Source organism: Nordella sp. HKS 07, from assembly GCF_011046735.1.
GTDB lineage: Bacteria > Pseudomonadota > Alphaproteobacteria > Rhizobiales > Aestuariivirgaceae > Taklimakanibacter.
Genome location: NZ_CP049258.1, coordinates 5,457,764 through 5,481,610 on the forward strand (window position 1 = coordinate 5,457,764; position 23,847 = coordinate 5,481,610).

The 23,847-nt window shown below is 62.7% G+C and carries 21 protein-coding genes and 2 tRNA genes; 16 read left to right on the forward strand and 7 right to left on the reverse strand.

Annotated elements, in window-relative coordinates; translation table 11 throughout:
- Positions 1–27 precede the first annotated feature (27 nt).
- Together G5V57_RS25630 and G5V57_RS25635 are read right to left on the reverse strand one after the other, a co-directional pair.
- A complete protein-coding gene (locus tag G5V57_RS25630) occupies positions 28–735 on the reverse strand; it encodes a L,D-transpeptidase (RefSeq protein ID WP_165170676.1) in 708 nt (235 codons plus the stop codon).
- A 75-nt stretch (positions 736–810) separates the two neighbouring features.
- Positions 811–1,161, reverse strand: a complete 351-nt coding sequence (locus G5V57_RS25635; RefSeq protein ID WP_165170678.1) for a hypothetical protein — start codon at positions 1,159–1,161, stop codon at positions 811–813.
- Between the two features lie 171 nt (positions 1,162–1,332).
- On the opposite strand from G5V57_RS25635, the gene G5V57_RS25640 reads away from it, so the two are divergent.
- The 4 genes from G5V57_RS25640 to G5V57_RS25655 all read left to right on the forward strand — a co-directional run bounded on the left by G5V57_RS25640 (position 1,333) and on the right by G5V57_RS25655 (position 6,253).
- The gene (locus G5V57_RS25640; RefSeq protein ID WP_165174260.1) at positions 1,333–2,421 is read left to right on the forward strand and encodes a pyridoxal phosphate-dependent aminotransferase; all 1,089 of its coding nucleotides are present in this window, start codon (positions 1,333–1,335) and stop codon (positions 2,419–2,421) included.
- Positions 2,422–2,493: 72 nt separating this feature from the next.
- Entirely contained in the window at positions 2,494–3,687 is a 1,194-nt protein-coding gene (locus G5V57_RS25645; protein WP_165170680.1) for a mandelate racemase/muconate lactonizing enzyme family protein, read from the forward strand.
- Position 3,688: 1 nt separating this feature from the next.
- Complete coding sequence (locus G5V57_RS25650) at positions 3,689–4,585, forward strand: NAD(P)-dependent oxidoreductase (RefSeq protein WP_165170682.1); 897 nt, start codon at positions 3,689–3,691, stop codon at positions 4,583–4,585.
- 36 nt (positions 4,586–4,621) lie between these two features.
- Complete coding sequence (locus G5V57_RS25655) at positions 4,622–6,253, forward strand: amidohydrolase (protein WP_165170684.1); 1,632 nt, start codon at positions 4,622–4,624, stop codon at positions 6,251–6,253.
- A 201-nt stretch (positions 6,254–6,454) separates the two neighbouring features.
- Here G5V57_RS25655 and glnA read toward each other — a convergent pair whose 3' ends face one another.
- Positions 6,455–7,843: a type I glutamate--ammonia ligase gene (gene glnA, locus G5V57_RS25660; RefSeq protein WP_371744836.1), complete on the reverse strand. Its 1,389-nt coding sequence runs from the start codon at positions 7,841–7,843 to the stop codon at positions 6,455–6,457.
- A gap of 79 nt (positions 7,844–7,922) precedes the next feature.
- On the reverse strand, positions 7,923–8,261 hold the full coding sequence (locus G5V57_RS25665; RefSeq protein WP_119269018.1) for a P-II family nitrogen regulator: 339 nt from the start codon (positions 8,259–8,261) through the stop codon (positions 7,923–7,925).
- Between the two features lie 206 nt (positions 8,262–8,467).
- On the opposite strand from G5V57_RS25665, the gene G5V57_RS25670 reads away from it, so the two are divergent.
- The 6 genes from G5V57_RS25670 to tig all read left to right on the forward strand — a co-directional run bounded on the left by G5V57_RS25670 (position 8,468) and on the right by tig (position 14,092).
- Positions 8,468–9,076 carry a GNAT family N-acetyltransferase gene (locus G5V57_RS25670; RefSeq protein WP_165170688.1) on the forward strand — a complete coding sequence of 203 codons (609 nt, stop codon included), beginning with the start codon at positions 8,468–8,470 and terminating at the stop codon, positions 9,074–9,076.
- Positions 9,077–9,084: 8 nt separating this feature from the next.
- Complete coding sequence (locus G5V57_RS25675; RefSeq protein WP_165170690.1) at positions 9,085–10,290, forward strand: pyrophosphate--fructose-6-phosphate 1-phosphotransferase; 1,206 nt, start codon at positions 9,085–9,087, stop codon at positions 10,288–10,290.
- A gap of 98 nt (positions 10,291–10,388) precedes the next feature.
- Positions 10,389–10,784 (forward strand): glyoxalase/bleomycin resistance/extradiol dioxygenase family protein, encoded by a 396-nt coding sequence (locus tag G5V57_RS25680; protein ID WP_246737364.1) that lies wholly within the window; start codon positions 10,389–10,391, stop codon positions 10,782–10,784.
- Between the two features lie 40 nt (positions 10,785–10,824).
- Entirely contained in the window at positions 10,825–12,288 is a 1,464-nt protein-coding gene (locus G5V57_RS25685; RefSeq protein WP_165170694.1) for an NAD(P)H-hydrate dehydratase, read from the forward strand.
- A 33-nt stretch (positions 12,289–12,321) separates the two neighbouring features.
- A tRNA-Leu gene (locus tag G5V57_RS25690) sits at positions 12,322–12,406 on the forward strand.
- A gap of 81 nt (positions 12,407–12,487) precedes the next feature.
- Positions 12,488–14,092: a trigger factor gene (gene tig, locus G5V57_RS25695; protein WP_165170696.1), complete on the forward strand. Its 1,605-nt coding sequence runs from the start codon at positions 12,488–12,490 to the stop codon at positions 14,090–14,092.
- A gap of 179 nt (positions 14,093–14,271) precedes the next feature.
- On the opposite strand, the gene G5V57_RS25700 is transcribed toward tig, so the two are convergent.
- The 3 genes from G5V57_RS25700 to G5V57_RS25710 are packed head-to-tail and all read right to left on the reverse strand — an operon-like array spanning position 14,272 to position 16,785.
- On the reverse strand, positions 14,272–14,868 hold the full coding sequence (locus G5V57_RS25700) for a histidine phosphatase family protein (protein ID WP_165170698.1): 597 nt from the start codon (positions 14,866–14,868) through the stop codon (positions 14,272–14,274).
- Positions 14,865–15,479, reverse strand: coding sequence for an exopolysaccharide biosynthesis protein (locus G5V57_RS25705; protein WP_165170700.1), 615 nt, complete (start codon positions 15,477–15,479; stop codon positions 14,865–14,867). The genes G5V57_RS25700 and G5V57_RS25705 overlap by 4 nt, the downstream gene beginning before the upstream one ends.
- A 1-nt stretch (position 15,480) precedes the next feature.
- Positions 15,481–16,785, reverse strand: coding sequence for a hemolysin family protein (locus tag G5V57_RS25710; RefSeq protein ID WP_165170702.1), 1,305 nt, complete (start codon positions 16,783–16,785; stop codon positions 15,481–15,483).
- A gap of 226 nt (positions 16,786–17,011) precedes the next feature.
- Here G5V57_RS25710 and G5V57_RS25715 point away from each other — a divergent pair, with 226 nt between their 5' ends.
- The 6 genes from G5V57_RS25715 (at position 17,012) to G5V57_RS25740 (ending at position 23,362) form a co-directional block, all read left to right on the forward strand.
- Positions 17,012–17,638, forward strand: a complete 627-nt coding sequence (locus G5V57_RS25715) for an ATP-dependent Clp protease proteolytic subunit (protein ID WP_165170704.1) — start codon at positions 17,012–17,014, stop codon at positions 17,636–17,638.
- Between the two features lie 183 nt (positions 17,639–17,821).
- Complete coding sequence (gene clpX, locus G5V57_RS25720; protein WP_165170706.1) at positions 17,822–19,096, forward strand: ATP-dependent Clp protease ATP-binding subunit ClpX; 1,275 nt, start codon at positions 17,822–17,824, stop codon at positions 19,094–19,096.
- 246 nt (positions 19,097–19,342) lie between these two features.
- Positions 19,343–21,781, forward strand: coding sequence for an endopeptidase La (lon, locus tag G5V57_RS25725; protein ID WP_165170708.1), 2,439 nt, complete (start codon positions 19,343–19,345; stop codon positions 21,779–21,781).
- A gap of 255 nt (positions 21,782–22,036) precedes the next feature.
- Positions 22,037–22,312 carry an HU family DNA-binding protein gene (locus tag G5V57_RS25730; protein WP_165170710.1) on the forward strand — a complete coding sequence of 92 codons (276 nt, stop codon included), beginning with the start codon at positions 22,037–22,039 and terminating at the stop codon, positions 22,310–22,312.
- 154 nt (positions 22,313–22,466) lie between these two features.
- A complete protein-coding gene (locus G5V57_RS25735; protein WP_165170712.1) occupies positions 22,467–23,240 on the forward strand; it encodes a class I SAM-dependent methyltransferase in 774 nt (257 codons plus the stop codon).
- Between the two features lie 46 nt (positions 23,241–23,286).
- Positions 23,287–23,362, forward strand: a tRNA-Val gene (locus tag G5V57_RS25740).
- The last annotated feature ends 485 nt before the right edge of the window (positions 23,363–23,847 follow it).

Below are 23,847 nucleotides of genomic sequence, written 5' to 3' on the forward strand. Positions count from 1 at the left end.
AGTGATTCCACTTCGCCGGGATGCGCGCTAGATGGCGCCAACGGTCTGATGCGATTCCTTCTGCGCGATATCCTCGCCGCGGCTCTGCCGCACGATGATCGAGGCGCCGGGACGCGCCCGGTTGAAGAGATCGATCACATCCTGGTTGACGAGACGGACGCAGCCGGACGAGACGGCCTTGCCGATGGTCGAGGCATCCTGCGTGCCATGCAGGCGGTAGAGCGTATCCTGGCCGTTCTGGAAGATATAGAGCGCACGGGCGCCGAGCGGATTGTCGAGGCCCGGCTCCATGCCATTGCGGTATTTCTCGAGCTCCGGCTGCCGATCGATCATTTCGGAAGGCGGCGTCCAGCGCGGCCAGGCGCGCTTGTACTGGATGCGGCCGCGGCCACCCCAGGTGAAACCGTCACGGCCGATGCCGACGCCGTAGCGCATCGCCTGGCCGTTCTCGAGCACGAGATAGAGGTAGCGGCTGGGCGTATCGACGATGATCGTGCCCGGAATCTCGGCGGTCTGGAAATCGACAATCCGGCGGCGGTATTTGGGCTTGAGCTTCTTCAAGTCTACAGCCGGGATGGGGAACTGCTCATTGGGCAGCGCGCCATAGCTCGAAGCGAATGTCGTGGGATCGGAACCGGTGGGCTCGGCGGTGATGCCTTCGCCGTCGTCCTGGACGCAGGCGCTGAGGGCCGCGCCGATGCCGCTGAGAAGAAATATGCGCCGGGTGATCGGCATGAGAGACTATCCTTGATTCAAGTGAAAGAGACCGCGGCAGGTAGGCGGCGGCCGGTTAGCGAACCTGTGAGGAGATCAGGCTGCCCGGGGTGGCGGCGTGGGAACGCCGAGTTCCGCGATGTGCGGCGGTATCGAGAGCTGCGCGCTCGTGATGTCGCAGGCCACGAGCTCCTGCTCGAAGCTGGCGGTCCTAATCTCGAAAGGAGCCAGCTTGACGCTGGCGCAGCGGGGCGGCAGGGGGCTATGCGCACCCGCCGTCTGAATCGTCGCGACGACCTGCATCTGTTCCGATAAATCCGCCGGCGCGAAGGCATAGTTCAGCCGCGCCGTGGGGCCCAGAAGCTGGCAGAAGGTGAGCGCCGCCAGGCACAGGAACACAATGGCAACCGTGACGTGGCGCAAGGAGAATTCGGATACGCGATTCATTTCGCGCTCCTTTTACCCGTTTTCGCTCGCCCGCCAAGCTCACGAGCCTGTGACTCCTACTGTTATGTTTGTGACTGTTGCGCGAAGGTCACAGTGCGGTTTGCCTTGCCTCAGCTTGCATGCGATAGCTCGGTTTTTCAGGAAGTGGAGCCTTTCGTGTCCCGCATACCGATGACGCCCGTGGTCGACGCTTTGCCTTCGACGGTGCCTTTTGTCGGCCCGGAGGCCCTGGAGCGCCAGCGCGGAATTGCCTTTAGGGCAAGGCTCGGCGCCAATGAGAGTGGCTTCGGCCCTGCACCGAGCGTCGTCAAGGCGCTCGAAGCGGCGGCAAGTGACGTCTGGAAATATTGCGACCCCGAGAATCACGATCTCAAGCAGGCGCTCGCCCGCCATCACGGCGTGAAGCCTCAGAACATCGCGGTGGGCGAGGGGATCGATGCGCTGTTCGGCTATGCGGTCCGCATGTTCGTGGCACCCGGTATCGTCGTGGCCACATCGCTTGGCGCCTATCCGACCTTCAATTTTCACGTGAACGGATATGGCGGCCGGCTGGTGACGACTCCCTATCGGGACGACCGCGAGAATCCCACCGCTCTTCTCGATCTGGCGCGCGCGGAGAAAGCCCGCCTCATCTTCTTCGCCAATCCCGACAATCCGATGGGATCCTGGTGGCCCGCCACCGCTGTCGCAGAGCTCATCGCCAATATTCCCGACGGCGCGCTTCTGATCCTCGATGAGGCCTATGGCGAATTCGCTCCGCAAGGGACGCTTCCGCCGATCGACATCGGCAACCCGAAGTTGCTGCGTTTCCGCACATTCTCCAAGGCCTATGGGCTTGCCGGCGCCCGCATCGGCTATGTGATCGGAGAAGCCGAATTGGTGAAGAGCTTCGACAGGGTGCGCAATCATTTCGGCGTCAACCGCCTGGCGCAAGCGGCGGCGCTCGCGGCGCTTGCCGATCAATCCTATCTGCGCGAGGTGACCGCCAAGGTGGAGCGCGCCCGACGGCGCATCAGCGACATTGCGCGCCAGAACGGTCTTTCGCCGCTGCCGTCAGCCACCAATTTCGTCACCATTGATTGCGGCCGTGACGGGAGCTATGCCAAGAGCCTGCTGGACGGGCTGATCGCGCGCGGCATCTTCGTGCGCATGCCGGGTGTCTCTCCGCTCAACCGCTGCATCAGAGTGAGTGCCGCGCCCGATGCCGAGCTCGACCTTTTCGCCGAAGCGTTGCCCGAGGCTCTGCGGGCCTTGGTCTAGTTGGTCAAGGCGGCTGGCCCTTGCGCCGGCCTGAAGCTCCGGCGAAGCTGACGCAAAATAGGGAGCGAGCGCGTGAGGATCAGAGACCTGAGGATTTTCATCGTCGGCAATCCACCGCCCGGTTGGGGCGGACGCTATTTCATCTTCGTCAAGCTCACCACCGACGACAATGTCAGCGGCATCGGCGAGGTCTATTGCGATACGTTCGGCCCCAAGGCCATGACCGCCATGATCGAGGACGTCTTCGCCCGTCATGTCGAGGGGATGGATCCCTTCCATATCGAGGCTTTGTGGCGCAAGGTCTATGGCACCGGTTACACTTTGCGCCCCGACGCCTCGTTGATGGCCGTCCTCTCCGGCATCGAGATCGCGCTGTGGGACATCAAGGGCAAGGCGCTGGGCAAGCCCGTCTATGAATTGCTGGGCGGGCGCGTGCATGAGAGCCTGCGTTCCTACACTTACATCTATCCCGACATCGCCAGGGGCCAGGACGATTCGATCTACTGGAATGCCGAGGCCTCGGCCGAGCGTGCCGCGCACTATGTGCAACAGGGCTTTACCGCGGTGAAGTTCGATCCGGCAGCGCCTTACTCTGTATTCGATCCGCGCCAGCCTTCGCTCGCCACCCTCGAGCTCTGCGGCAAGTTCTGCCGGCTGATCCGCGAGGCGGTCGGCGCCAAGGCCGATCTTCTGTTCGGGACCCATGGCCAGTTCACCGCATCGGGCGCGATAAGACTCGCGAGGCGCCTCGAGCCCTATGAGCCGCTTTGGTTCGAGGAGCCGACGCCGCCTGAGATGCCTGAGGAAATGGCCAAGGTGGCGCGCGCCACCTCCATTCCGGTGGCGACCGGCGAGCGGCTCGTTACCAAATATGAATTCGCCCGCGTGCTCGAGACCGGCGCCGCCTCGATCCTGCAAATGGCGCTGGGCCGTGTCGGCGGCATCATGGAGGCGAAGAAGATCACCGCCATGGCCGAGACCCGTTACGCGCAGATTGCTCCGCATCTCTATGCGGGGCCTGTGGAAGGTGCTGCCAATATCCATTTCGCCGCCTCATTGCCCAATTTTCTCATTCTCGAAAGCATCGAAAACTGGGGCGGCTTCCATGCCAGGATCCTCAAGAAGCCGATTCGCTGGGAAGCGGGCCGCGTGCTGCTGCCGACGGAACCGGGCCTTGGCATCGAGCTCGACGAGGAGGTGGCACTGGCGCATCCTTACACGGGGACGAAGCTTCATCTCGAAATGACCGAACGGCCGATCGACTGACATGCGCTACGGATATATCGGCCTCGGCAATCTCGGCGGCCATCTGGCCGCGAGCCTTACCATCAAGGGTTTCGCGGTCACCGTCTGCGACCGCGACAGGGCGCGGGGCGAAAGACACGTAGAGCTCGGTGCCGTATGGGTCGACACGCCGGCCGAACTTGCCAGAACATGCACAGCCGTTTTCACCTGCCTGCCGTCGCCCGCCGTATCGGAAGCGGTCTTGCGCGAACTGATCGGCGCCGGCTTCACCGGCGACTGGATCGAGATGTCGACGCTTGGCCGCGAGGACATCGCGCGGCTTGCGGCGTTGGCACAGAGCCACGGCATCAGGGTGCTCGAATGCCCGGTGACCGGCGGCGTGCATCTGGCGGCGCGTGGCGAGATCACCTTGCTCGCCGGCGGCGATGCCGGCCTGCTCGACCGGCACCGGCCGGCGCTCGAAGCCATGGGCGGCCGGCTCTTCCATATGGGACCGCTGGGCTCGGCGGCGGTGATCAAGGTCATCACCAACATGCTGGCCTTCATCCATCTTATCGCCGACGGCGAGGCGCTGATGCTGGCCAAGCGCGGCGGCCTCGATCTGGCCCAGGCCTGGAAGGCGATCGCCGCGAGCTCGGGCACCAGCTTCGTGCATGAGACGGAAGGTCAGCTCATCCTCAATGGGAGCTACGACATCGCCTTCACCATGGACCTGGCGCTCAAGGATCTGGGCTTCGCCATGAAATTCGGCGAGGAGTTCGGGGTGCCGCTCGATCTCGCAACCTTGGCGCGCGATACCTTTCTGAAAGGCAAGGAAGCCTTTGGCGGCAATGCGCAATCGACTATGATCGTCAAGCTGCTGGAAGATGCGCTCGCCACCGATCTGCGCGCCCCCGGCTTTCCGGCGCGGCTCGAATGAAACAAAAGACCGGACGACAAGAAACGAGAGGACCCGATGACGCCAGATCTCATACTCATCAACGCCGATATCCGCACCATGGACCCATTGAAACCGCGCGTGGAGGCTCTGGCCTCCCGCAACGGCCGGGTGATGGCGCTGGGCACGACCGCCGAGATCAGGGCGCTGGCCGGCAAGGCCACCAGGATCATCGATGCGGGCGGCCGGCTGGTTCTGCCGGGTTTTCAGGACACCCACATCCATATGCAGGATGGCGGCATGCACGGTGCCTTGAATGTGGATCTCGCGCATATTCGCACCGTACCCGATCTGCAGGCGACCTTGGCCGACTTCGCCAGGCGCCATCCGCAACGGGAATGGGTGAACGGCCATGGCTGGTATTCGGGCATTTTCGGTGAGCACAATCTGACACGCGAAGTGCTCGACGCCGTCGTGCCGGATCGCCCCTCGCTGCTCTATTCCTCCGACTATCACAGCGCCGTCATCAACTCGAAGGCCTGTGCTCTCATCGGGCTCGATGCGAGCGTGAAGGATCCCGAGAACGGCTATTTCAGCCGCGACGACAAGGGCGTGCCGACGGGCCTCCTGCATGAGCAGGCCATTTATTGGGCGCGCGACCGCATGCCGGAGCTGCCTGACTCCGCCTGGGAGGAGGGCGTACGTTATGGCCAGGCTCTGTGCAACCGCCATGGCTTTACGGGCGTGCTCGACGCGCTCGTCACTGAGCGACATCTGAATGCCTATCGCGCGGTAGACAAATCGACCGGGCTGACCGTGCGCGTGGCGTCGACCGCGCTCGTCGAGCCCACCGACACGGTCGAGGGGGCGCTCACGCGTGTCGAAGGCTTCCGCCGCGACTTCGACTCTGGGATGCTGAAGGTTCATTCGGCGAAGTTCTTCCTCGACGGCGTGCTCGAGAACCGCACTGCCGCAATGATCGAGGATTATCACGACGCGCAAGGCGGTAATGCGCCGGTGATGTTCGGCGAAAACCATCTGCGCGAGCTGTTCATCGCCTTCGATCGGGCGCGCTTCCAGATCCATTGCCATGTCATCGGCGACAAGGCGGTGCGCTCGGCACTTGACGCGCTCGAGGCGGCGCGCGAGGTGAACGGCGCCTGGCCGAGCCTGCATCAATTGGCGCATGTCCAGGTCGTCGATCCCGACGACATTCCGCGCTTCGCCAAGCTCGGCGTCATGCCCAATATCCAGCCGCTGTGGGCGAGGAGCGAGGCGTCGGTCACCGAGATCGCGGTGCCGATCGCCGGTCCCAAGGCCCGCTGGATCTATCCGTTCCGCTCGCTCATCGATGCCGGCGCCACCTGCGCCATGTCGAGCGACTGGAGCGTCACGACGCTCAATCCGTTCCCGATCATGCAGACGGCGATCACCCGCCAGCCGCCGGAAATGGGCCGCGACCATCCGGTCTTTTTGCCCGAGGAGCGCATGACGCTCGATGAATGCATCAAGGGTTATACGGTGAATGCCGCCGCCGCCGCCTGGCGCTCGGCCGACACCGGCTCGCTGGAGCAGGGCAAATATGCCGATCTCATCGTGCTCGACCGCGACCTTTTCGCCATCGATCCCTATGAGATCGCCGGCACCGAAGTGATGCTGACTTTGCTCGGCGGTCGCGAGGTGTATCGGCATAAGGAATTTGAGGGATAATTCACCTCGCCCCGCGCAGCGGGGAGAGGAAGGGGCCCATTGCGAAGCAATGGGAAGGTGAGGGCTTCTCTCAAGACTGGCAGAGGCCCCTCACCCTCCCGCCGCTGCGCGGCGGGTCCCTCCCTCTCCCGTTTCACGGGGCGAGGCTAATAAAGAAAAGGCCGGATGTTTCCATCCGGCCTCAAGTTCCCAGGGGTAGTCTCAGCAGCTGTAATACATGTCGAACTCGACGGGATGCGGCATCATCTCGTAGCGCATATTCTCTTCCATCTTGAGCTCGATGAAGCTGTCGATCTGATCGTCGGTGAACACGCCGCCCTTCTTGAGGAACTCGCGGTCCTTGTCGAGGGAGGTGAGCGCCTCGCGCAGTGACCCGCACACCGTCGGGATGCCCTTGAGCTCGGCCGGCGGCAGATCGTAGAGATTCTTGTCCATGGCATCGCCCGGATGAATCTTGTTCACGATGCCGTCGAGGCCCCCCATCACCAGCGCCGAGAAGCCCAGATAGGGATTGGCGGTCGGATCGGGGAAGCGCACTTCGACGCGCTTGGCCTTGGGGTTGGATGTGTGCGGAATGCGGCACGACGCCGAGCGGTTGCGCGATGAATAGGCGAGCAGCACCGGCGCCTCGTAGCCCGGCACCAGACGCTTGTAGGAGTTGGTCGACGGGTTGGTGAAGGCGTTGCAGGCCTTGGCATGCTTGATCACGCCGCCGATGAAATAGAGGCACAGCTCCGACAGATCGGCATACTGGTTGCCGGCCATCTGCGTCTTGCCGTCCTTCCAGATCGAGAAATGGCAATGCATGCCCGAGCCGTTGTCGCCGAAGACCGGCTTCGGCATGAAGGTGGCGGTCTTGCCATAGGCATGCGCCACATTGTGGATCACATATTTGTAGATCTGCATGTGATCGGCGGCGGTGACGAGCGACTGGAACTTCGTGCCGAGCTCATGCTGGGCGGCCGCCACCTCGTGATGGTGCTTTTCGATTGAGACGCCCATCTGGCCCATGACCGAGAGCATCTCCGAGCGCATATCCTGCGCCGAATCCATCGGATTCATCGGGAAATAGCCGCCCTTGGTGCGCATACGGTGACCGAGATTGCCCGTCTCGTATTCGCGGTCGGTGTTGGTTGGCAGCTCGATCGAGTCGAGCTTGAAGCCGGTATTGTAGGGCGAGGACGAGAAACGCACATCGTCGAAGATGAAGAACTCGGCCTCGGGTCCCACATAGATCGTGTCGCCGAGCTTGGTCTGCTTGAGATAGGCCTCGGTGCGCTTGGCGATCATGCGCGGGTCGCGCGCATAGCCTTCACCCGTCGACGGTTCGAGGATGTCGCAGAAGACAGCGAGCGTCGTCTGCGCATAGAAGGGGTCCATGTGCGCGGTGGAGGGATCCGGCATCAGCACCATGTCGGATTCGTTGATCGCCTTCCAGCCGGCGATCGAGGAGCCGTCGAACATCAGTCCTTCCGCGAAAGCGTCTTCGGTCATCTGCGACACGTCCATCGTCAGATGCTGCATCTTGCCGCGCGGATCGGTGAAGCGGAGATCGACGAACTTCACGTCCTTCTCCTTGAGAAGCTTCATCACCGCGTCGGCGTCTTTTGCCTTTGCCATTTTCTGTTAGTCCCTTGCTTGGCTTGGTTGTCTTTAAGAGCTGGAGCGATCAGAGCGCGTCCGTGCCGGATTCGCCGGTACGGATGCGGATCGCCTGATCGATGGTTGAAATGAAGATCTTGCCGTCGCCGATGCGCCCCGTTCGCGCCGCGTTCTGGATCGCCTCGACGGCCTTGTCGACCAGTTCATCGGCAAGCACGATCTCGATCTTCACCTTGGGCAGGAAGTCGACGACGTATTCAGCGCCGCGATAGAGCTCGGTATGCCCCTTTTGCCGGCCGAAGCCCTTGGCCTCGGTGACGGTGATGCCTTGCAGTCCGACCTCTTGCAGAGCTTCCTTCACTTCGTCGAGCTTGAACGGCTTGATGATGGCCTCGATCTTTTTCATGCACACCCCTGTTGTGATCAGGCACCCTGATTGCAGGGCGCGTGCCAATTGGCGTTGGGACTAAAGTTGTAATGGAATCAAAGGGATATTTTATGGGCGTAAAATTCCCAGGTGATTCACGTGCCTATTTATAAGGCATTCGCTCAAGCCTTAGGCATGCAAATCCGGCAACGGACAAATTTGCCGATCTGGGTTATTTGTCGCGCATGAGCAAGACAGCCAGAGCGGAGCCGAGTTTCACGGTTCATCCGTTGACGCCGTCGCGCTGGGCCGATGTCGAGAAGCTTTTCGGGCCGGAGAAGGGTGCCAATTCGGGCTGCTGGTGCATGTGGCCCAGGCTGACCGGCGTCGATTTCCGTGCCATGGGCCGGAAAAAGCGCAAGAGCGCCTTCAGATCCTGCGTGAAGACCGGGCCGGCGCCCGGGCTGCTTCTCTATGAGGAGGGCCAGGCGATCGGCTGGGTGGCCGTCTCGCCGCGCGCCCATGTCACCCGCTTCGAGAAGGCGAAGGTCTCGCGACTCGAGCCGGGGAAGACGCCGGCGAAGCACTACGCCATCACCTGCTTCTATGTGCGCACCGGCCACAGGAAGCGGGGCCTGATGACCGATCTCGCCAAGGCGGCAATCGCCTATGCGCGGAAGAAGAAGGCCGTGGCGCTCGATGTCTGTCCGATCGATACCGACGCTCACTTGACGTGGGGCGAGGGATTCATCGGCTTCGCCTCGGTGTTCCGCGAACTGGGCTTCAAAGAAGTGGCGCGCCGATCGCCGAAACGACCCTTGATGCGACTTTTCTTCGACGGGACGGCGCGATAGGACAGGGCATGACCCGAGTCGCGATATTGACCGCCGGCGGGCTTGCGCCGTGCCTTTCCTCCGCCGTCGGCGGATTGATCGAGAATTACAGCGCCGCCGCGCCCGCTGCCGAGATCATCTTCTATCTCTACGGCTATCAGGGCCTGCTCACCGGCAACGTGATCACCATCAGCGACGAGATCCGTGCCCAGGCTCATCTTCTGCATCGCCAGGGCGGGAGTCCCATCGGCAACAGCCGGGTGAAACTCACCAATGCCGCCGATCTGGTGAAGCGTGGGCTGATCAAGGACGGGGAGGATCCGCTTGCCGTCGCGGCGGCGCAATTGCGCCGGGACGGCGTCACTATCCTCCATACGATCGGTGGCGACGACACCAATACGACCGCGGCCGATCTCGCCCGCTTCCTCGCCACGCAAGGCCATCATCTGACTGTGGTAGGCCTCCCCAAGACGATCGACAACGACATCGTGCCGATCCGCCAGTCGCTGGGCGCCGTGACGGCGGCCGAGCAGGGAGCGATTTTCTTCGAGAATGTCGTCAATGAGCTGAGCACCGCGCCACGCACCTTGGTGATCCATGAAATCATGGGCCGGCATTCCGGCTGGCTCGCCGCGGCGACCGCGCAGGCCTATCGCCGGCGCATGAAAGCAACGCCGATGCTGCAATTCGGTGTGGTGCAGAAAGACATCGACGCGCTTTATGTGCCCGAGCTTCCCGTCGATATCGAGGGCGAGGCGGCAAGACTGCGCGCGGTGATGGACGCCAAGGGGGCGGTCGCCATATTTCTCAGTGAAGGGGCAGGTGTCGCCGACCTCGTGCACGAGATGGAGGCGCGCGGCGAGGCCATCGAGCGCGATGCGTTTGGTCACGTCAAGATCGACAAGATCAATGTCGGCGACTGGTTCTCGAAGCGCTTCGCCAAGCTGATCGGCGCCGAGCGCACTCTGGTGCAGAAATCGGGCTATTTCGCCCGCTCCGCCGCCGCCAATGCGCAGGACCTGGCGCTCATCCGCGACATGGTGGCGCTCGCCGTCGCCTCTGGCCTCAAGGGCGAAAGCGGTGTCATCGGACATGACGAGGAGCAGGGCGGCGCGTTGCGGGCCATCGAGTTCCCGCGCATCAAGGGCGGCAAGCCTTTCGATGCAGGCGCGGCGTGGTTCACCGAGTTGTTACGCGAAATCGGGCAGACGAGTTCCCCAGGCCCGCGCGCATAGCGCGAACAAGCGACTGGGCGCGACGTTTTGCAACGCGCCCCTGATCTCTGTAGTCTTGTCTCAAAGCCGGGACGGCGGCGTTCTTCATGGAGAGTGCTATGCCTTATGCCAATACCCTGATCCCGCATATGACGATCAACGACAACGCCAAGGCCGCCATCGAATTCTACAAGAAGGCCTTCGGCGCCGAGGAGGTCGTCCGCCACGATGCCGAGGATGGCAAACGCCTGATGCATGCTCATCTGAGATTGAATGACCATGATGTATTCCTCATGGACGCTTTTCCCGAATATGGCTCGCCCATCACGGCGCCGTCGGGCGTCATGATGGCGTTGCGCGTCGATGATCCCGACCAATGGTGGGAGCGCGCCACGAAGGCCGGCGCCACCGTCGTGATGCCGCTCGACGATCAGTTCTGGGGCGACCGCTGGGGCCTCCTGAAGGATCCTTTCGGCCATGAATGGTCGATCAGCGCGCCCTCCAAGAAGAAGTAACGGCTTGCGGCGGGCCGGTAGGCCCGGCAAACATGAGCGCATGTACACCCATGCGCTGCTGAGCCCTGAGCAAATGTACCGCGCCGACGCGCTCGCCGTTGCGGCGGGCGTCGCGTCGCTGACACTCATGGAGAGGGCCGGACGTGCCGTGGCCGAGGAGATGCTGCGGCGTTTCGGTGCCCGCCCGACGCTCGTACTCTGCGGGCCCGGCAACAATGGCGGCGACGGCTTCGTCGTCGCGCGCCTTCTGCGCGGCTGGGGCTGGCCGGTACGCGTGGCGCTCCTCGGCGATCACGCGCGTCTCAAGGGCGACGCGGCGATCATGGCCAAACGTTGGGGTGGCCCATTCGAAACGGTGACTACCCTGGACGGCGCCGGCCTGATCGTCGATGCCGTGTTCGGCGCCGGCCTGTCGAAGCCGCTGCCGGCCAATCTGTTGAAGCTCATCGGTGAGGTGAAAGTGCCGGTGATCGCCATCGATGTGCCGTCGGGCATCGATGGCGCGACGGGGCAGGCGCGGCCTGATGCCTTCCGCGCCGACCTGACGGTCACCTTCTTCCGCAAGAAGCCCGGCCATGTTCTGATGCCGGGGCGGGACCACTGCGGCGAGACGGTCGTCGCCGATATCGGCATACCGGAAGAGGTCCTGGCCGAGATCGCGCCTCCGCTTTCCGAGAATGCAGCGCCGTTCCTGCCGGTGGCGGGAACCGGCCGGCACAAATACCAGCGCGGCCATGCCGTGGTCGTGTCAGGCGCCGCGCATCAGACCGGGGCCGCCCGACTCGCCGCGAGAAGCGCGCTCAGGGTAGGGGCGGGGCTCGTCACCATCGCGTCGTCAAGGTCGGCCATGGCCGCCAATGAAGCGCATCTGACCGCGATCATGCTGGCCGAGGCCGATGATGCGTTGGCCCTCGGGCGGCTTCTCGAAGACAGGCGTAAGAACGCCGTCTGTATCGGACCCGCTTCTGGCATTGGCTCCGAGACCCGGGCCAAGGTCCGCGCCGCATTGGCCAGCGGGGCCGCGGTGGTCCTCGATGCCGATGCCCTGACATCCTTCGCAACTGTTCCGGGCGAGCTTTTCGGGGCCATCTCCGAGCTCCCGGGACGGCCTGTCGTGATGACCCCGCATGATGGCGAATTCTATCGCCTTTTCAATGATCTGATCGCAGATTCTGATTCCAAGTATGAGCGCGCGATCGCGGCCGCGAAGCGCTCCGGCGCGGTCGTCCTGCTGAAAGGCCCGGACAGTGTCGCGGCAAATGCGGAAGGCCTGGCGGTCATCAACAGCAACGCCCCGCCGAGCCTCGCCACAGCGGGTTCGGGCGACGTTCTGGCGGGGCTCGTGACCGGGCTCCTGGCGCAAGGTATGGAGGCGTTCGGGGCGGCGGCGGCGGCCATGTGGCTGCATGGGGAGGCCGCCCGGAAATTTGCCGCCCCTGGCCTCATTGCGGAGGATTTACCTGACCTCATTTCTAGTGGAATCCCCCAAAACCCTCTGCTATAGACCCCGCCCATCGCAACGGGCCCGAGCCTCGGCGCGGGCGTGGTGAAATTGGCAGACACGCAGGATTTAGGTTCCTGTGGGGCAACCCGTGGGGGTTCAAGTCCCTCCGCCCGCACCAAGGCTCACGCGCCCGAAGCAACCCGGTTTCGCAGAGTTGCCGCGAAGAAGAGACAGAACCCTATAAGGATTGAGCAGGGACATGCAGGTTACCGAAACGCTGAGCTCCGGTCTGAAGCGCGAATACAAGGTCGTCGTCGCCGCCTCGGAACTCGACACCGAACTCAATAAGCGGCTGAACGAACTCGCCGGCAAGGCCAATATCAAGGGCTTCCGCCCTGGCAAGGTCCCGGTGCCGCATTTGAAGCGCGTTTACGGCAAATCGGTCATGGCCGAGGTCGTCCAGAAGCAGGTCGACGATGCCAGCAAGAAGGTGCTCGAGCAGCATAATCTGAAGCCGGCCTATCAGCCGGAAGTGAAGCTGCCCGAGGACCAGGCGGAAGTGGATCGCATCTTCGACGGCAAGAGCGATCTCTCCTACACCATGTCGCTCGAAGTGATTCCGAGCTTCGAGCTCCAGGACACGACGGGGCTCACCCTCGATCGCCATGTGATCGACGTGACCGACACGCATATCGACGAAGCACTCGGCCGCATCGCCGCCCAGTACAAGGACTGGCAGGCCAAGGACGGCAAGGCCGAGAAGGGCGACCGGGTCACCATGTCCTTCGTCGGCAAGATCGACGGCACCGCCTTCGAAGGCGGCACCGCGGAGAACGTCCCGCTGGAAATCGGCTCCGGCCAGTTCATCCCCGGCTTCGAGGACCAGTTGACCGGCGCCAAGGCCGGCGATGAGCTCGTCGTCAAGGTGACCTTCCCGGAATCCTATGGCGTGGCCAAGCTCGCCGGCAAGCCGGCCGAGTTCGACGTCAAGGTTGCGAGCGTCGAGGCTCCGAAGGAAGCGGTGGTCGACGACGAGTTCGCCAAGAAGCTCGGCCTCGAAAGCCTCGACAAGCTGAAGGACACAGTGCGCGAGCGCATGGGCCAGGAATTCGGCCAGATGACCCGTCTGAAGCTGAAGCGCGACGTGCTCGACGCCCTCGACAAGACTTACAGCTTCGAGCTGCCTGAGCGGCTCGTCGAAGCCGAATTCAACGGCATCTGGAACGCGCTCAGCAATGAGATGCAGCGTTCGGGCAAGAGCTTCGCCGATGAAAACACCACAGAGGAAGAGGCGCGCAAGGAATACCGCGCCATCGCCGAGCGCCGCGTGCGCCTCGGCCTCGTTCTCGGCACGCTGGGCGAGAAGGAAGGCGTCAACGTCACCGACGAGGAACTGCAGCGCGCGCTCCTCGACCGTGCCCGCCAGTTCCCTGGCCAGGAGCGCAAGGTGTTCGACTATTACCGCAAGAACGCCAATGCGCTGCTCGAGCTGCGTGGGCCCATCTTCGAGCAGAAGGTCGTCGACCATATCGTGTCGAAGGCCACCGTGTCGGAAAAGAAGGTGACCCGCGAGGAGCTGCAGGCCCTGGTGCAGGACGAGGATGAGCATGATCACGATCATGACCATCACGACCATGATCATCATGATCACGACCATCACGATCACGGCCATGATCATCATCACCATGATCACGATCATGCCCACGATCACGATCATGCCCACGATCACGATCATGCCCACGATCACGATCATGCTCATGCCCACGATCACGATCATGCTCATGCTCATGAGGCAACCCCTGAGGCCAAGAAGGCCCCGGCCAAGAAGAAGGCTCCGGTCAAGAAGGCCAAGAAGGCGGAGTGATTTCCCGCTGAACGGATCTGGGATTGAGAAAGGCGGCCGGTTGGCCGCCTTTTTTGCTGGCCAGGCTAGATCACGATGAGTTTGGATTGAGTCAATCCAAACTCATAAACGTGATCGATTCCAATATTTGAGCGCGGGATTCTTGCGAAAAACCGGTACCCACTTTTTCGCATCCCGCGCTAACGGGTGACCGGTCCGTCGATCGGCCGCCAGCCATGGAGCAGCTGTCTGCCCGCAACGGTGAAGGCGAAGAAATTTCCGCCGCCGGCGGGCTGGTCGGCGGCGCGGCTGATGGGGCGACCGCCTAGCGACAGAAGCAGGAGCGTACCGACGCCGCCATGGCCCACAAAGGCGATGTCACCCTCGCTATGGCCGGCAAGAACCATATCGACCTCGCCGCGAATGCGCGTTTGCGCGTCGATCGCCCGCTCCCAGCCGCGAATGCTCGTTTCTGGATGAGCGAAGAACTGATCCGCGACGGCCTCGAATTCGGCCGGCGGCAGGAACCCCGTCGCCGATCTGTCGTTCTCGTGCATTCTTTCACGGATCTCCGGCGCGACGCCGATATGGGCGCCTAGGATTTCCGCCGTCTCGATGGCCTTCCTTTCGCCCGAGGAGACGATCCGTCTGACCGATCCGGCCCAAGGCTGACGGAGCATCCTTCGCGCCCGCTCGCGACCAAGCTCCGACAGGGCCCAGTCCGGCACAGGGACATCGGCATCGATGCGGACCTGTGGATGTGTGATGTAATAAGCTCTAGCCGTGTCGCGGGTCACGGACTGATCCAGTTGCTGAGGAAGGCGAAGATGGCGGTGCCGAAGAGATAGAGCAGGATCAGGATCACGGCAGTGGCGATAGTGAAGAACCAGCCGCCGGACATGGCGAGGTCGTCCTGCTCGATGAGGCCGAGCGCAAAGCAGCACAGAGCGAGCGCCGGCGCCATGTTGGCGCCGGGGATCGGCAGCAGCAGAACGGTCGCGCAGAAGAGGCCGGCGAGGCCCGCCAGCCTTTCGCCGAATGTGGAGGTGAGGAGCGTGCCGCGCGGCTTGAGGAACCTCTCGACCTTGATCACATAGGGCACCAGCCGCTCGAGCAGGGAGGGCAGGCGGCCGCCGCCGACTTTCATCCTCATCAGCTTCTGCGGCAGCCAGACCTTGTTCTGCTTGATCATGAGCTGGGCGGTTATGAAGACGAGCGGCACGCCGAAAACGAAGGAAGAGCCCGGCGGCAGCGGGATGATATTGGGTGCGGCGAACAACAGAATGAGCGCGCCGAAGCCGCGCTCGCCCAAGGCCCTGACGATGTCGCCGAGACTGAGATCCGGATTGTGGTCCTGCGCCAGCCGCTTGAGGATGGTCGACAAGCGTTCGTTATGCGGCTCCCTCAAGCTAGGCTCCCTTCCGCCTGAGCGCCGGCGGGCGCATGGCGAGGACCTTGTCGATGCGGCGCTGGTCGAGGTCAAGGATCTCGAACCGCCAGCCGGCGAACTCGATATGCTCGCCGATCTTGGGCAGCCGGCCGAAGCGTTCGAGCATGAGGCCCGCCACGGTGTGATAGACGCGTTTCTCGGGGAGCGGGATGCTGAGCAGTTCCATCAGTTCGTCGACCGGCATGCTGCCGGCGAGCAGCCACGAGCCGTCCTCGCGCTCGACCGCGTTGGGCTCGGGCGGACCTTCCTCGGTGTGGAAACTGCCGACGATCGCCTCGAGTATATCGGCCGTGGTGACGACGCCTTCGAAGTGGCCGAATTCGTCATGCACGAGGCCGACATGGACGGGGCTGTCCTTGAGCTTCGCCAGGACATCGAGCGCATCCATCGTGTCGGGGATGACCGGCGCCTGGCGTACGAATTTCTTGGGGTCGGGCCGGCGGCCCTTGAGATAGGCATCGAGCAGGTCCTTGGCCTGGAGGATGCCGGTGATCACCTCGGGATCGCCCTCGGTGACGGGGATGCGCGAATGCACACTCTCGGTGATGGCCTTGCGGATTTCGGCGGCGCTGTCGGTAAGGTCGATGATATCGACATCATGACGGGGCGTCATCACTGCGCGCACCGGCCGGTCGCCGAGCTGCATGACGCCCGATATCATCTGCCGCTCGTCGCGCCCGAGCACGCCGGCGGTCTCGGCCTCGGCCACGAGCGTGCGGATTTCTTCTTCAGTTACTTGCGATTCGGCCGATGCCTTGCGACGGAGAATGAACAAGACGAAGCGCCCGGAGGCGTCGAGTAACGAGACGACGGGGGCCGCCACCCGCGACAGCACGGTCATGAAGGGGGCGACGACACAGGCGATGCGCTCGGCATTGCGCAGGGCGAGCTGCTTCGGCACCAGTTCGCCGACGATGAGCGACAGGTAGGTGATGATGGCCACGACGACGCCGAGGCCGACCGGTTCCGCCCAGCCACGGCTCATGCCGAGGCTCTGCAGCCACTGGGACAGGTAATTGCCGAGCGAGGCGCCCGAATAGGCGCCGGCCAGGATGCCGACCAGCGTGATGCCGATCTGGACGCTCGAAAGGAAGCGGCCGGGATTGGAGGCGAGCGCCATGGCCCGGCGGGCGCCCTTGACGCCCCGGTCGGCCATGGTCTTGAGGCGGGGGCGTCTGGCGGAGACGATCGCGAGCTCCGACATCGCGAAAAGGCCATTGATGAAAATGAGAATCAGAACGACGACAATGTCTAGGACAGGCATGATGCCGCAATAATGGGGCACAGGGGACCGCCATGCAAATCCCTTGACGGCGCGTGATCAGGAAAAGTGGGTGTGCCGGTTTTCCGACCGATCACGCGCCAAAACGATAACTTTGGCGGATTTGCATTTTGCTCCGGAATATGCTGCACCTCTTCCGGTTGGCCGGGCAATCACCTATCTATGCGGTGCCCTAAACTCATCCTGATTCGCAAATTCCAGGACATTCATGCGCGATCCTATTGAAACTTATAGCTCTTTTTGGCCCCAGGTCATCGTCCAGGAGTCGCGCGGCGAGCGCGTCTATGACCTTCCGTCACGGCTTTTGCGCGAGCGCATCATCTTCATCACCGGGCCCATCGACGATGCGGTTGCGGCCTCCGTGTCGATGCAGCTCCTCTTTCTCGAGGCGGAGAACCCGAAGAAAGAGATCTCGATGTACATCAACTCGCCGGGCGGCGTCGTAACGTCAGGCTTGTCGATCTACGACACCATGCAGTTCATCCGCCCGGCGATCTCGACGACGGTCATGGGCCAGGCGGCCTCAATGGGCTCGCTTCTGCTCTGCGCCGGCGACAAAGGCATGCGTTTCGCGCTTCCCAATGCCCGTATCATGGTGCATCAGCCCTCCGGCGGCTATCAGGGTCAGGTCACCGACATCCTGATCCATGCCAAGGAAGTGGAGAGCCTGAAGCGCCGGCTGAACGAGATCTACGAAAAGCACACCGGACAGCCGCTCAAAGCGGTCGAGCAGGCGCTGGAACGGGACAACTTCCTTACCGCCGAGGCCGCCAAGGAGTTCGGTCTCATCGACAAGGTGATCGACAAGCGGCCGGTGCCGGCGGAGTCCAAATAATTGGCGGAATTGGCCTTTACGCCCTATTATTCGTGCTGTGGGAATTGCCCCATCGGCAGCTGGCACGCCAGTTGAATCAATTCTTGATTAACCAACGGGGCGCATGCTCAAATTGAGTCGGCCGTGTCAAAATGATGACACCCATTGGCGCGCGGCCCGTACAGAGTTCGAGGAAGATTTGAAATGACCAAGTCCGGCGGCGACAGCAAGAACACCCTGTACTGCTCCTTCTGCGGAAAGAGCCAGCACGAGGTCCGCAAGCTTATTGCCGGACCGACGGTGTTCATTTGCGATGAATGCGTCGAGCTGTGCATGGACATCATCCGCGAGGAGAACAAATCCTCGCTGGTGAAAACCAAGGACGGAGTGCCGACTCCGCATGAAATCCGCAAGGTTCTCGACGACTATGTCATCGGCCAGGACCATGCCAAGAAGGTTCTCTCGGTCGCGGTCCACAATCACTACAAGCGCCTCAACCACGCGCAGAAGAACAACGACGTCGAGCTGGCGAAGTCCAATATCCTGCTGGTCGGCCCCACGGGCTGCGGCAAGACTTTGCTTGCCCAGACGCTCGCCCGCATCCTCGATGTTCCCTTCACGATGGCGGATGCGACGACACTCACCGAAGCCGGCTATGTCGGCGAGGATGTCGAGAACATCATCCTGAAGCTGCTGCAGTCGGCCGACTACAATGTCGAGCGCGCCCAGCGCGGCATCGTCTATATCGACGAGGTCGACAAGATTTCGCGCAAGTCCGACAATCCCTCGATCACCCGCGATGTGTCGGGCGAGGGCGTGCAGCAGGCGCTACTTAAAATAATGGAAGGAACCGTGGCGTCGGTGCCGCCGCAGGGCGGCCGCAAGCATCCGCAGCAGGAGTTCCTGCAGGTCGACACCACCAACATATTGTTCATCTGTGGCGGCGCCTTCGCCGGCCTTGAGCGCATCATCGCTCAGCGCGGCAAGGGTTCCGGCATCGGCTTCGGCGCCGAGGTCAAGTCGCCCGAAGATCGCCGCACCGGCGAGGTTCTGAAGACGCTGGAGCCCGAGGATCTGCTCAAATTCGGCCTGATCCCGGAATTCGTCGGCCGTTTGCCGGTCGTCGCCACGCTCGATGATCTCGACGAGCCGGCGCTGATCCAGATCCTGAGCGAGCCGAAGAACGCGCTCGTGAAGCAGTATCAGCGTCTGTTCGAACTGGAAGGCGTCAAGCTAACCATCGCTGAGGAGGCGATGCGCTCGATCGCCCGCAAGGCCATCGACCGCAAGACCGGCGCGCGCGGCCTGCGCTCCATCATGGAGGCCATCCTGCTCGACACGATGTTCGATCTGCCGGCCATGGACGGGGTTCAGGAGGTCGTCATTTCGAAGGATGTGGTCGAAGGTGACGCAAGGCCATTGCTGATCTATGCCGATCGCGAGAAGCAGGCGGTCAAGGCGGGACCGGTGTCGGCCTGAGCTGGTCAAACGGTAGCTGCGGGCCCTTTGTCAAGGGATTGAAATACGTTAACGCTGCCTCAATATGAGGAGCGGATTTAAGCTGCCCGTCCGTTGAGTTCCGCGTAAGCTGAGTGCTTGCGGATAGGTTCAGCCTGGATCCCGGCACCGAAAGTCCGTGGCTTGTAATATGGGTGCGTTGGCCCTCGGGGCGGCGTATTCAGAGTGCGGATTTCACGCGTGGCCTAACCCGCGAAAGGAAACAAAATGACGTCGACCCCCTCCCGGCCAGCTTCTTCCGCCGGACCAGAAACGCTCCCCGTTCTGCCGCTGCGCGATATCGTCGTCTTTCCGCACATGATCGTGCCGCTCTTCGTCGGCCGCGAAAAGTCGATCCGGGCGCTCGAGGACGTGATGCGCGAGGAGAAGCGCATTCTGCTCGTCGCGCAGAAGAATCCGGCGGATGATGATCCGCAGGCGGATGCCATTTACGAGGTCGGCACGCTCGCCCAGGTCCTGCAGCTGCTCAAGCTGCCGGACGGTACCGTCAAGGTGCTCGTCGAGGGCCTTGAGCGCGCCAAGATCGCGAGCTTCACCGACCGCGCCGAGTTCTTCGAGGCGAAGGTCGATATCCTGCCCAACGTGGCCGACGAACAGTCCGAGACCGAGGCACTGTCGCGCACCGCCATGGCGCAGTTCGAGAGCTATGTGAAGCTCAACAAGAAGGTGCCGCAGGAGGTGATGGCGACGCTCTCGCAGATCACCGACTATGCGAAGCTCGCCGACACGATCGCCGCCCACCTCGCCATCAAGATCCCCGAGAAGCAGGAACTGCTGGAGCTCGCTTCGGTGTCGAAGCGGCTCGAGAAGGTCTATGCGCTCATGGAAAGCGAGATCTCGGTCCTTCAGGTCGAGAAGCGCATCCGCTCGCGCGTCAAGCGCCAGATGGAGAAGACCCAGCGCGAATACTATCTGAACGAGCAGATGAAGGCCATTCAGAAGGAGCTGGGCGACGGCGACGAGCGCGACGAGCTGAACGAGCTCGACCAGAAGATCAAGAACACCAAGCTCTCCAAGGAAGCGCGTGAGCGCGCCGAGGCGGAACTGAAGAAGCTCCGCCAGATGAGCCCGATGTCGGCCGAAGCGACGGTGGTGCGCAACTATCTCGACTGGCTGCTCAACATACCGTGGGGCCAGAAGAGCAAGATCAAGCGCGACCTCAAATTCGCCGACGACACCCTCAATGCCGATCACTTCGGCCTCGAGAAGGTGAAGGAGCGCATCGTCGAGTATCTGGCGGTGCAGAGCCGCACCAACAAATTGCGCGGACCGATCCTGTGCCTCGTCGGCCCTCCGGGCGTCGGCAAGACCTCGCTGGGCAAGTCGATCGCCAAGGCGACGGGTCGCGAATTCATCCGCATGTCGCTCGGCGGCGTGCGCGACGAGGCCGAGATCCGCGGTCATCGCCGCACCTATATCGGTTCGATGCCCGGCAAGGTCATCCAGTCGATGCGCAAGGCGAAGAAGGCCAATCCGCTCTTCCTGCTCGACGAGATCGACAAGATGGGCATGGACTTCCGTGGCGATCCGTCCTCGGCGCTTCTCGAGGTGCTCGATCCTGAGCAGAACTCGTCCTTCATGGACCACTATCTGGAGGTCGAATACGATCTCTCGAATGTGATGTTCGTGACGACGGCGAATACGCTCAACATCCCGCCGGCCCTCATGGACCGCATGGAGATCATCCGCATCGCCGGCTATACCGAGCAGGAGAAGCTCGAGATCGCCAAGCGCCATCTGCTGCCCAAGGCCATGGAGAACCACGGCCTGGAGAAGAAGGAGTTCGAGCTCACCGACGCCGGCATCATGGAAGTGATCCGCCGCTACACGCGGGAAGCCGGTGTGCGCAATCTCGAGCGCGAGATCAACTCGCTCGCCCGCAAGGCGATCAAGGACATCATGATGTCCAAGACCGTCAAGAAGAAGATCAAGGCGACACCCGACATCGTCGAGAAGTATCTCGGCGTGCCGAAGTTCCGCCATGGCGAGGTCGAGCAGGAAGATCAGGTCGGTGTGGTCACCGGGCTTGCCTGGACAGAGGTCGGCGGTGAGATCCTCACCATCGAAGCCTTGATGATGCCGGGCAAGGGCAAGATGACCGTCACCGGAAACTTGCGCGACGTGATGAAGGAATCGATCTCCGCCGCATCGTCCTATGTGCGCTCCAGGGCCACCGATATCGGCGTCAAGCCGCCGGTGTTCGACAAGAAGGACATCCACGTGCACGTGCCGGAAGGTGCAACGCCGAAGGATGGTCCCTCGGCCGGCATCGCGATGGTGACGGCGATCGTGTCGGTGATGACCGGCATCCCGGTCCGCAAGGACGTGGCGATGACGGGCGAGATCACCTTGCGCGGCCGTGTGCTGCCGATCGGCGGCTTGAAGGAGAAGCTGCTGGCGGCGCTGCGCGCGGGTATCAAGAAGGTCATGATCCCGGAAGAGAATGCCAAGGATCTGGCCGACATTCCGGAAAATGTGAAGTCCGAGATGGAGATCATACCCGTGGCCCGGATGGACGAGGTGCTGCGCCATGCTCTGACGCGCTATCCCGATCCCATCACCTGGGATGAGGAGGCCGAGGAGGCCGCAGCCCGCGCCGCCGCCCGCAAAGGCGACGATACCGGCGAGGCCATGACCGCCCACTGACCCGCGTCGCCAAGGTCACGCGCCAAACCTGAGAGGAATCAAGGGTTTCCGCGAATCAGTCCGAACCAGAAATGCGCGGCGTCTCCGTGAGGAGGCGCCGCTTTCTTTTGCCAAGTCTCAATAACCGCTTGATTTGAGTCAGGAATTCGAGGGCGGGGCAAAAGCGCTTGCAAAGGCCGCCTTTTGCGCGACCATTGCGAAAAGGCGTGTGGCGTAGTGCGTGAGCTCACTCATTATCAACGAGGATATGAGGTCATGAACAAAAACGAACTCATCGCCAAAGTGGCAAAGGATGCCAAGCTGACCAAGGGCGAAGCGGGCGAGGCGATCGTCGCGACGCTCGCCAACATCATGCGGGCGCTGCGGGGCGGCGACGACGTCAGGCTGGTCGGCTTCGGTACATTTTCGGTGACGCGCCGCAAAGCGGGCCAGGCGCGCAATCCGCAGACCGGACAGTTGATCAAGCTTCCGGCGTCAAAGCGGCCGAAATTCAGGGCCGGCAAGATGCTGAAGAAGGCGGTGAACGGCTAGGACATTCCACACACAGCTACTCAAATCACATCGGCCCCGCATGCCCCTCAGACCATGCGGGGCATTCTCTTTTTTGGGAAGGACCTTCCCCCGCCATCCTTCCGTCAGAAAGTTTCCTGACACCGGTCGGCGCCGCCGAACGTCAGGAGAGACGATGGCCAGCGCGAAGGAGCAGGGCGAACTGTGGAGCGCCAGGGCGCATGATTGGGCCGGCAGCGGCGAGCCCGCCTGGCGCGATGTCTTCACCGCCGTTCTCGACCAGGCGAAAATCGGCAAGGGAACGGGCCATCTCGACATCGGCTGCGGCGCCGGCGGCGCTCTTGTGCTGGCGCGCCAGCGCGGCGCGGTCGTCGCGGGCTTCGATGCGGCGCAAAGTCTGGCCGCCATTGCGCGCACGCGTCTGCCGGGCGCCGAGATCATGGTCGGCGACATGGCCGCACTGCCATTCGCCGATGAGAGCTTCGATGTAGTGACCGGTATCAATGTCTTCCAGTTCGCCGATGATCCCGCGATTGCGTTCGCCGAGGCGGCGCGGGTGGCGAAACGTGGCGGCACGGTGACCATGCTGGTCTGGGGCAGGCGCGACAAATGCGAATTGATGAGCGAGGTGATGCCCGCCGTCGTCGCTTTGGGATCGCCGAGCGCGTCTCCGGCAAAGCCGCCTCTGGTCGAGACGGCTGATGGCTTCATGCGCGCCGCGGGCCTCGATCTCGAAATCTGCGGCGACCTCGCCGCGACCTTGGTTTATGCCGACCGGCACGCCGCCGCCAATGCCATCCTGGCCGCGTCGGAGAGCACGATCCGCCATGCCGGCGAGGCGCGGGTGCGGGGGGCGCTGAATGTGGCGCTGGCGCCCTTTGTGGGCGAAGACGGTGCTGTGAGACTGCGGAACATGTTCCGGCTGGTGACCGGCCGGCGCCCCGCCTGACAGGCTTGCTTTACGAGGCCCCGGCAGCTAAGACCCCGGCTGGAGCGGGCGATTAGCTCAGTTGGTAGAGCGCTTCGTTTACACCGAAGATGTCGGGAGTTCGAGTCTCTCATCGCCCACCAAACGCTGGTCGTCACTCGGTAAGTCATTGATTTTTCCATACAATTTATTGGGTGCGGGAATCCCCAGGACAGGTGCGGGAATAGACCCGTCCGCAAGCGCTGCTTCGAGAAGCATTTTACCGGCCCTGTTCGCCACGCGGGTATAGACCTGAGACATGCCTATTGTGGTCCAGCCGAACCACGCCATCAGGACATCCTCGCCGGTCCACGGCGGAAAGCCATCGCTGTCCAGTTCCAGGAAGGCGACCCCCGCAGCGGGGTCTACCGAAACATGCCTCTTGGCCTTTGCCCACCTGAATAGTGCACGGCACTGGGCCGCTCAGTAGGCGTCCACAGAGGGTGTACCCGAAGTAGACGCGCCTTGCGTCTGAGCCCCTTCGGTGGAACTCTATTTCATGGGATACGTTGGGCGTTGCATGCGGTGGGTCAATACAATCGCCGCTGCGGGGGTGCTCGCGTGTCTGGCGCTGGCACCACCCGCTGCA

Coding starts and splice junctions, on each gene's coding strand:
- G5V57_RS25630 (WP_165170676.1), bottom strand. CDS start 735: ATGCCGATCACCCGGCGCATATTTCTTCTCAGCGGCATCGGCGCGGCC.
- G5V57_RS25635 (WP_165170678.1), bottom strand. CDS start 1,161: ATGAATCGCGTATCCGAATTCTCCTTGCGCCACGTCACGGTTGCCATT.
- G5V57_RS25640 (WP_165174260.1), top strand. CDS start 1,333: ATGACGCCCGTGGTCGACGCTTTGCCTTCGACGGTGCCTTTTGTCGGC.
- G5V57_RS25650 (WP_165170682.1), top strand. CDS start 3,689: ATGCGCTACGGATATATCGGCCTCGGCAATCTCGGCGGCCATCTGGCC.
- G5V57_RS25655 (WP_165170684.1), top strand. CDS start 4,622: ATGACGCCAGATCTCATACTCATCAACGCCGATATCCGCACCATGGAC.
- glnA (WP_371744836.1), bottom strand. CDS start 7,843: ATGAAGCTTCTCAAGGAGAAGGACGTGAAGTTCGTCGATCTCCGCTTC.
- G5V57_RS25665 (WP_119269018.1), bottom strand. CDS start 8,261: ATGAAAAAGATCGAGGCCATCATCAAGCCGTTCAAGCTCGACGAAGTG.
- G5V57_RS25670 (WP_165170688.1), top strand. CDS start 8,468: ATGAGCAAGACAGCCAGAGCGGAGCCGAGTTTCACGGTTCATCCGTTG.
- G5V57_RS25675 (WP_165170690.1), top strand. CDS start 9,085: ATGACCCGAGTCGCGATATTGACCGCCGGCGGGCTTGCGCCGTGCCTT.
- G5V57_RS25680 (WP_246737364.1), top strand. CDS start 10,389: ATGCCTTATGCCAATACCCTGATCCCGCATATGACGATCAACGACAAC.
- G5V57_RS25685 (WP_165170694.1), top strand. CDS start 10,825: ATGTACACCCATGCGCTGCTGAGCCCTGAGCAAATGTACCGCGCCGAC.
- tig (WP_165170696.1), top strand. CDS start 12,488: ATGCAGGTTACCGAAACGCTGAGCTCCGGTCTGAAGCGCGAATACAAG.
- G5V57_RS25710 (WP_165170702.1), bottom strand. CDS start 16,785: ATGCCTGTCCTAGACATTGTCGTCGTTCTGATTCTCATTTTCATCAAT.
- G5V57_RS25715 (WP_165170704.1), top strand. CDS start 17,012: ATGCGCGATCCTATTGAAACTTATAGCTCTTTTTGGCCCCAGGTCATC.
- clpX (WP_165170706.1), top strand. CDS start 17,822: ATGACCAAGTCCGGCGGCGACAGCAAGAACACCCTGTACTGCTCCTTC.
- lon (WP_165170708.1), top strand. CDS start 19,343: ATGACGTCGACCCCCTCCCGGCCAGCTTCTTCCGCCGGACCAGAAACG.
- G5V57_RS25730 (WP_165170710.1), top strand. CDS start 22,037: ATGAACAAAAACGAACTCATCGCCAAAGTGGCAAAGGATGCCAAGCTG.
- G5V57_RS25735 (WP_165170712.1), top strand. CDS start 22,467: ATGGCCAGCGCGAAGGAGCAGGGCGAACTGTGGAGCGCCAGGGCGCAT.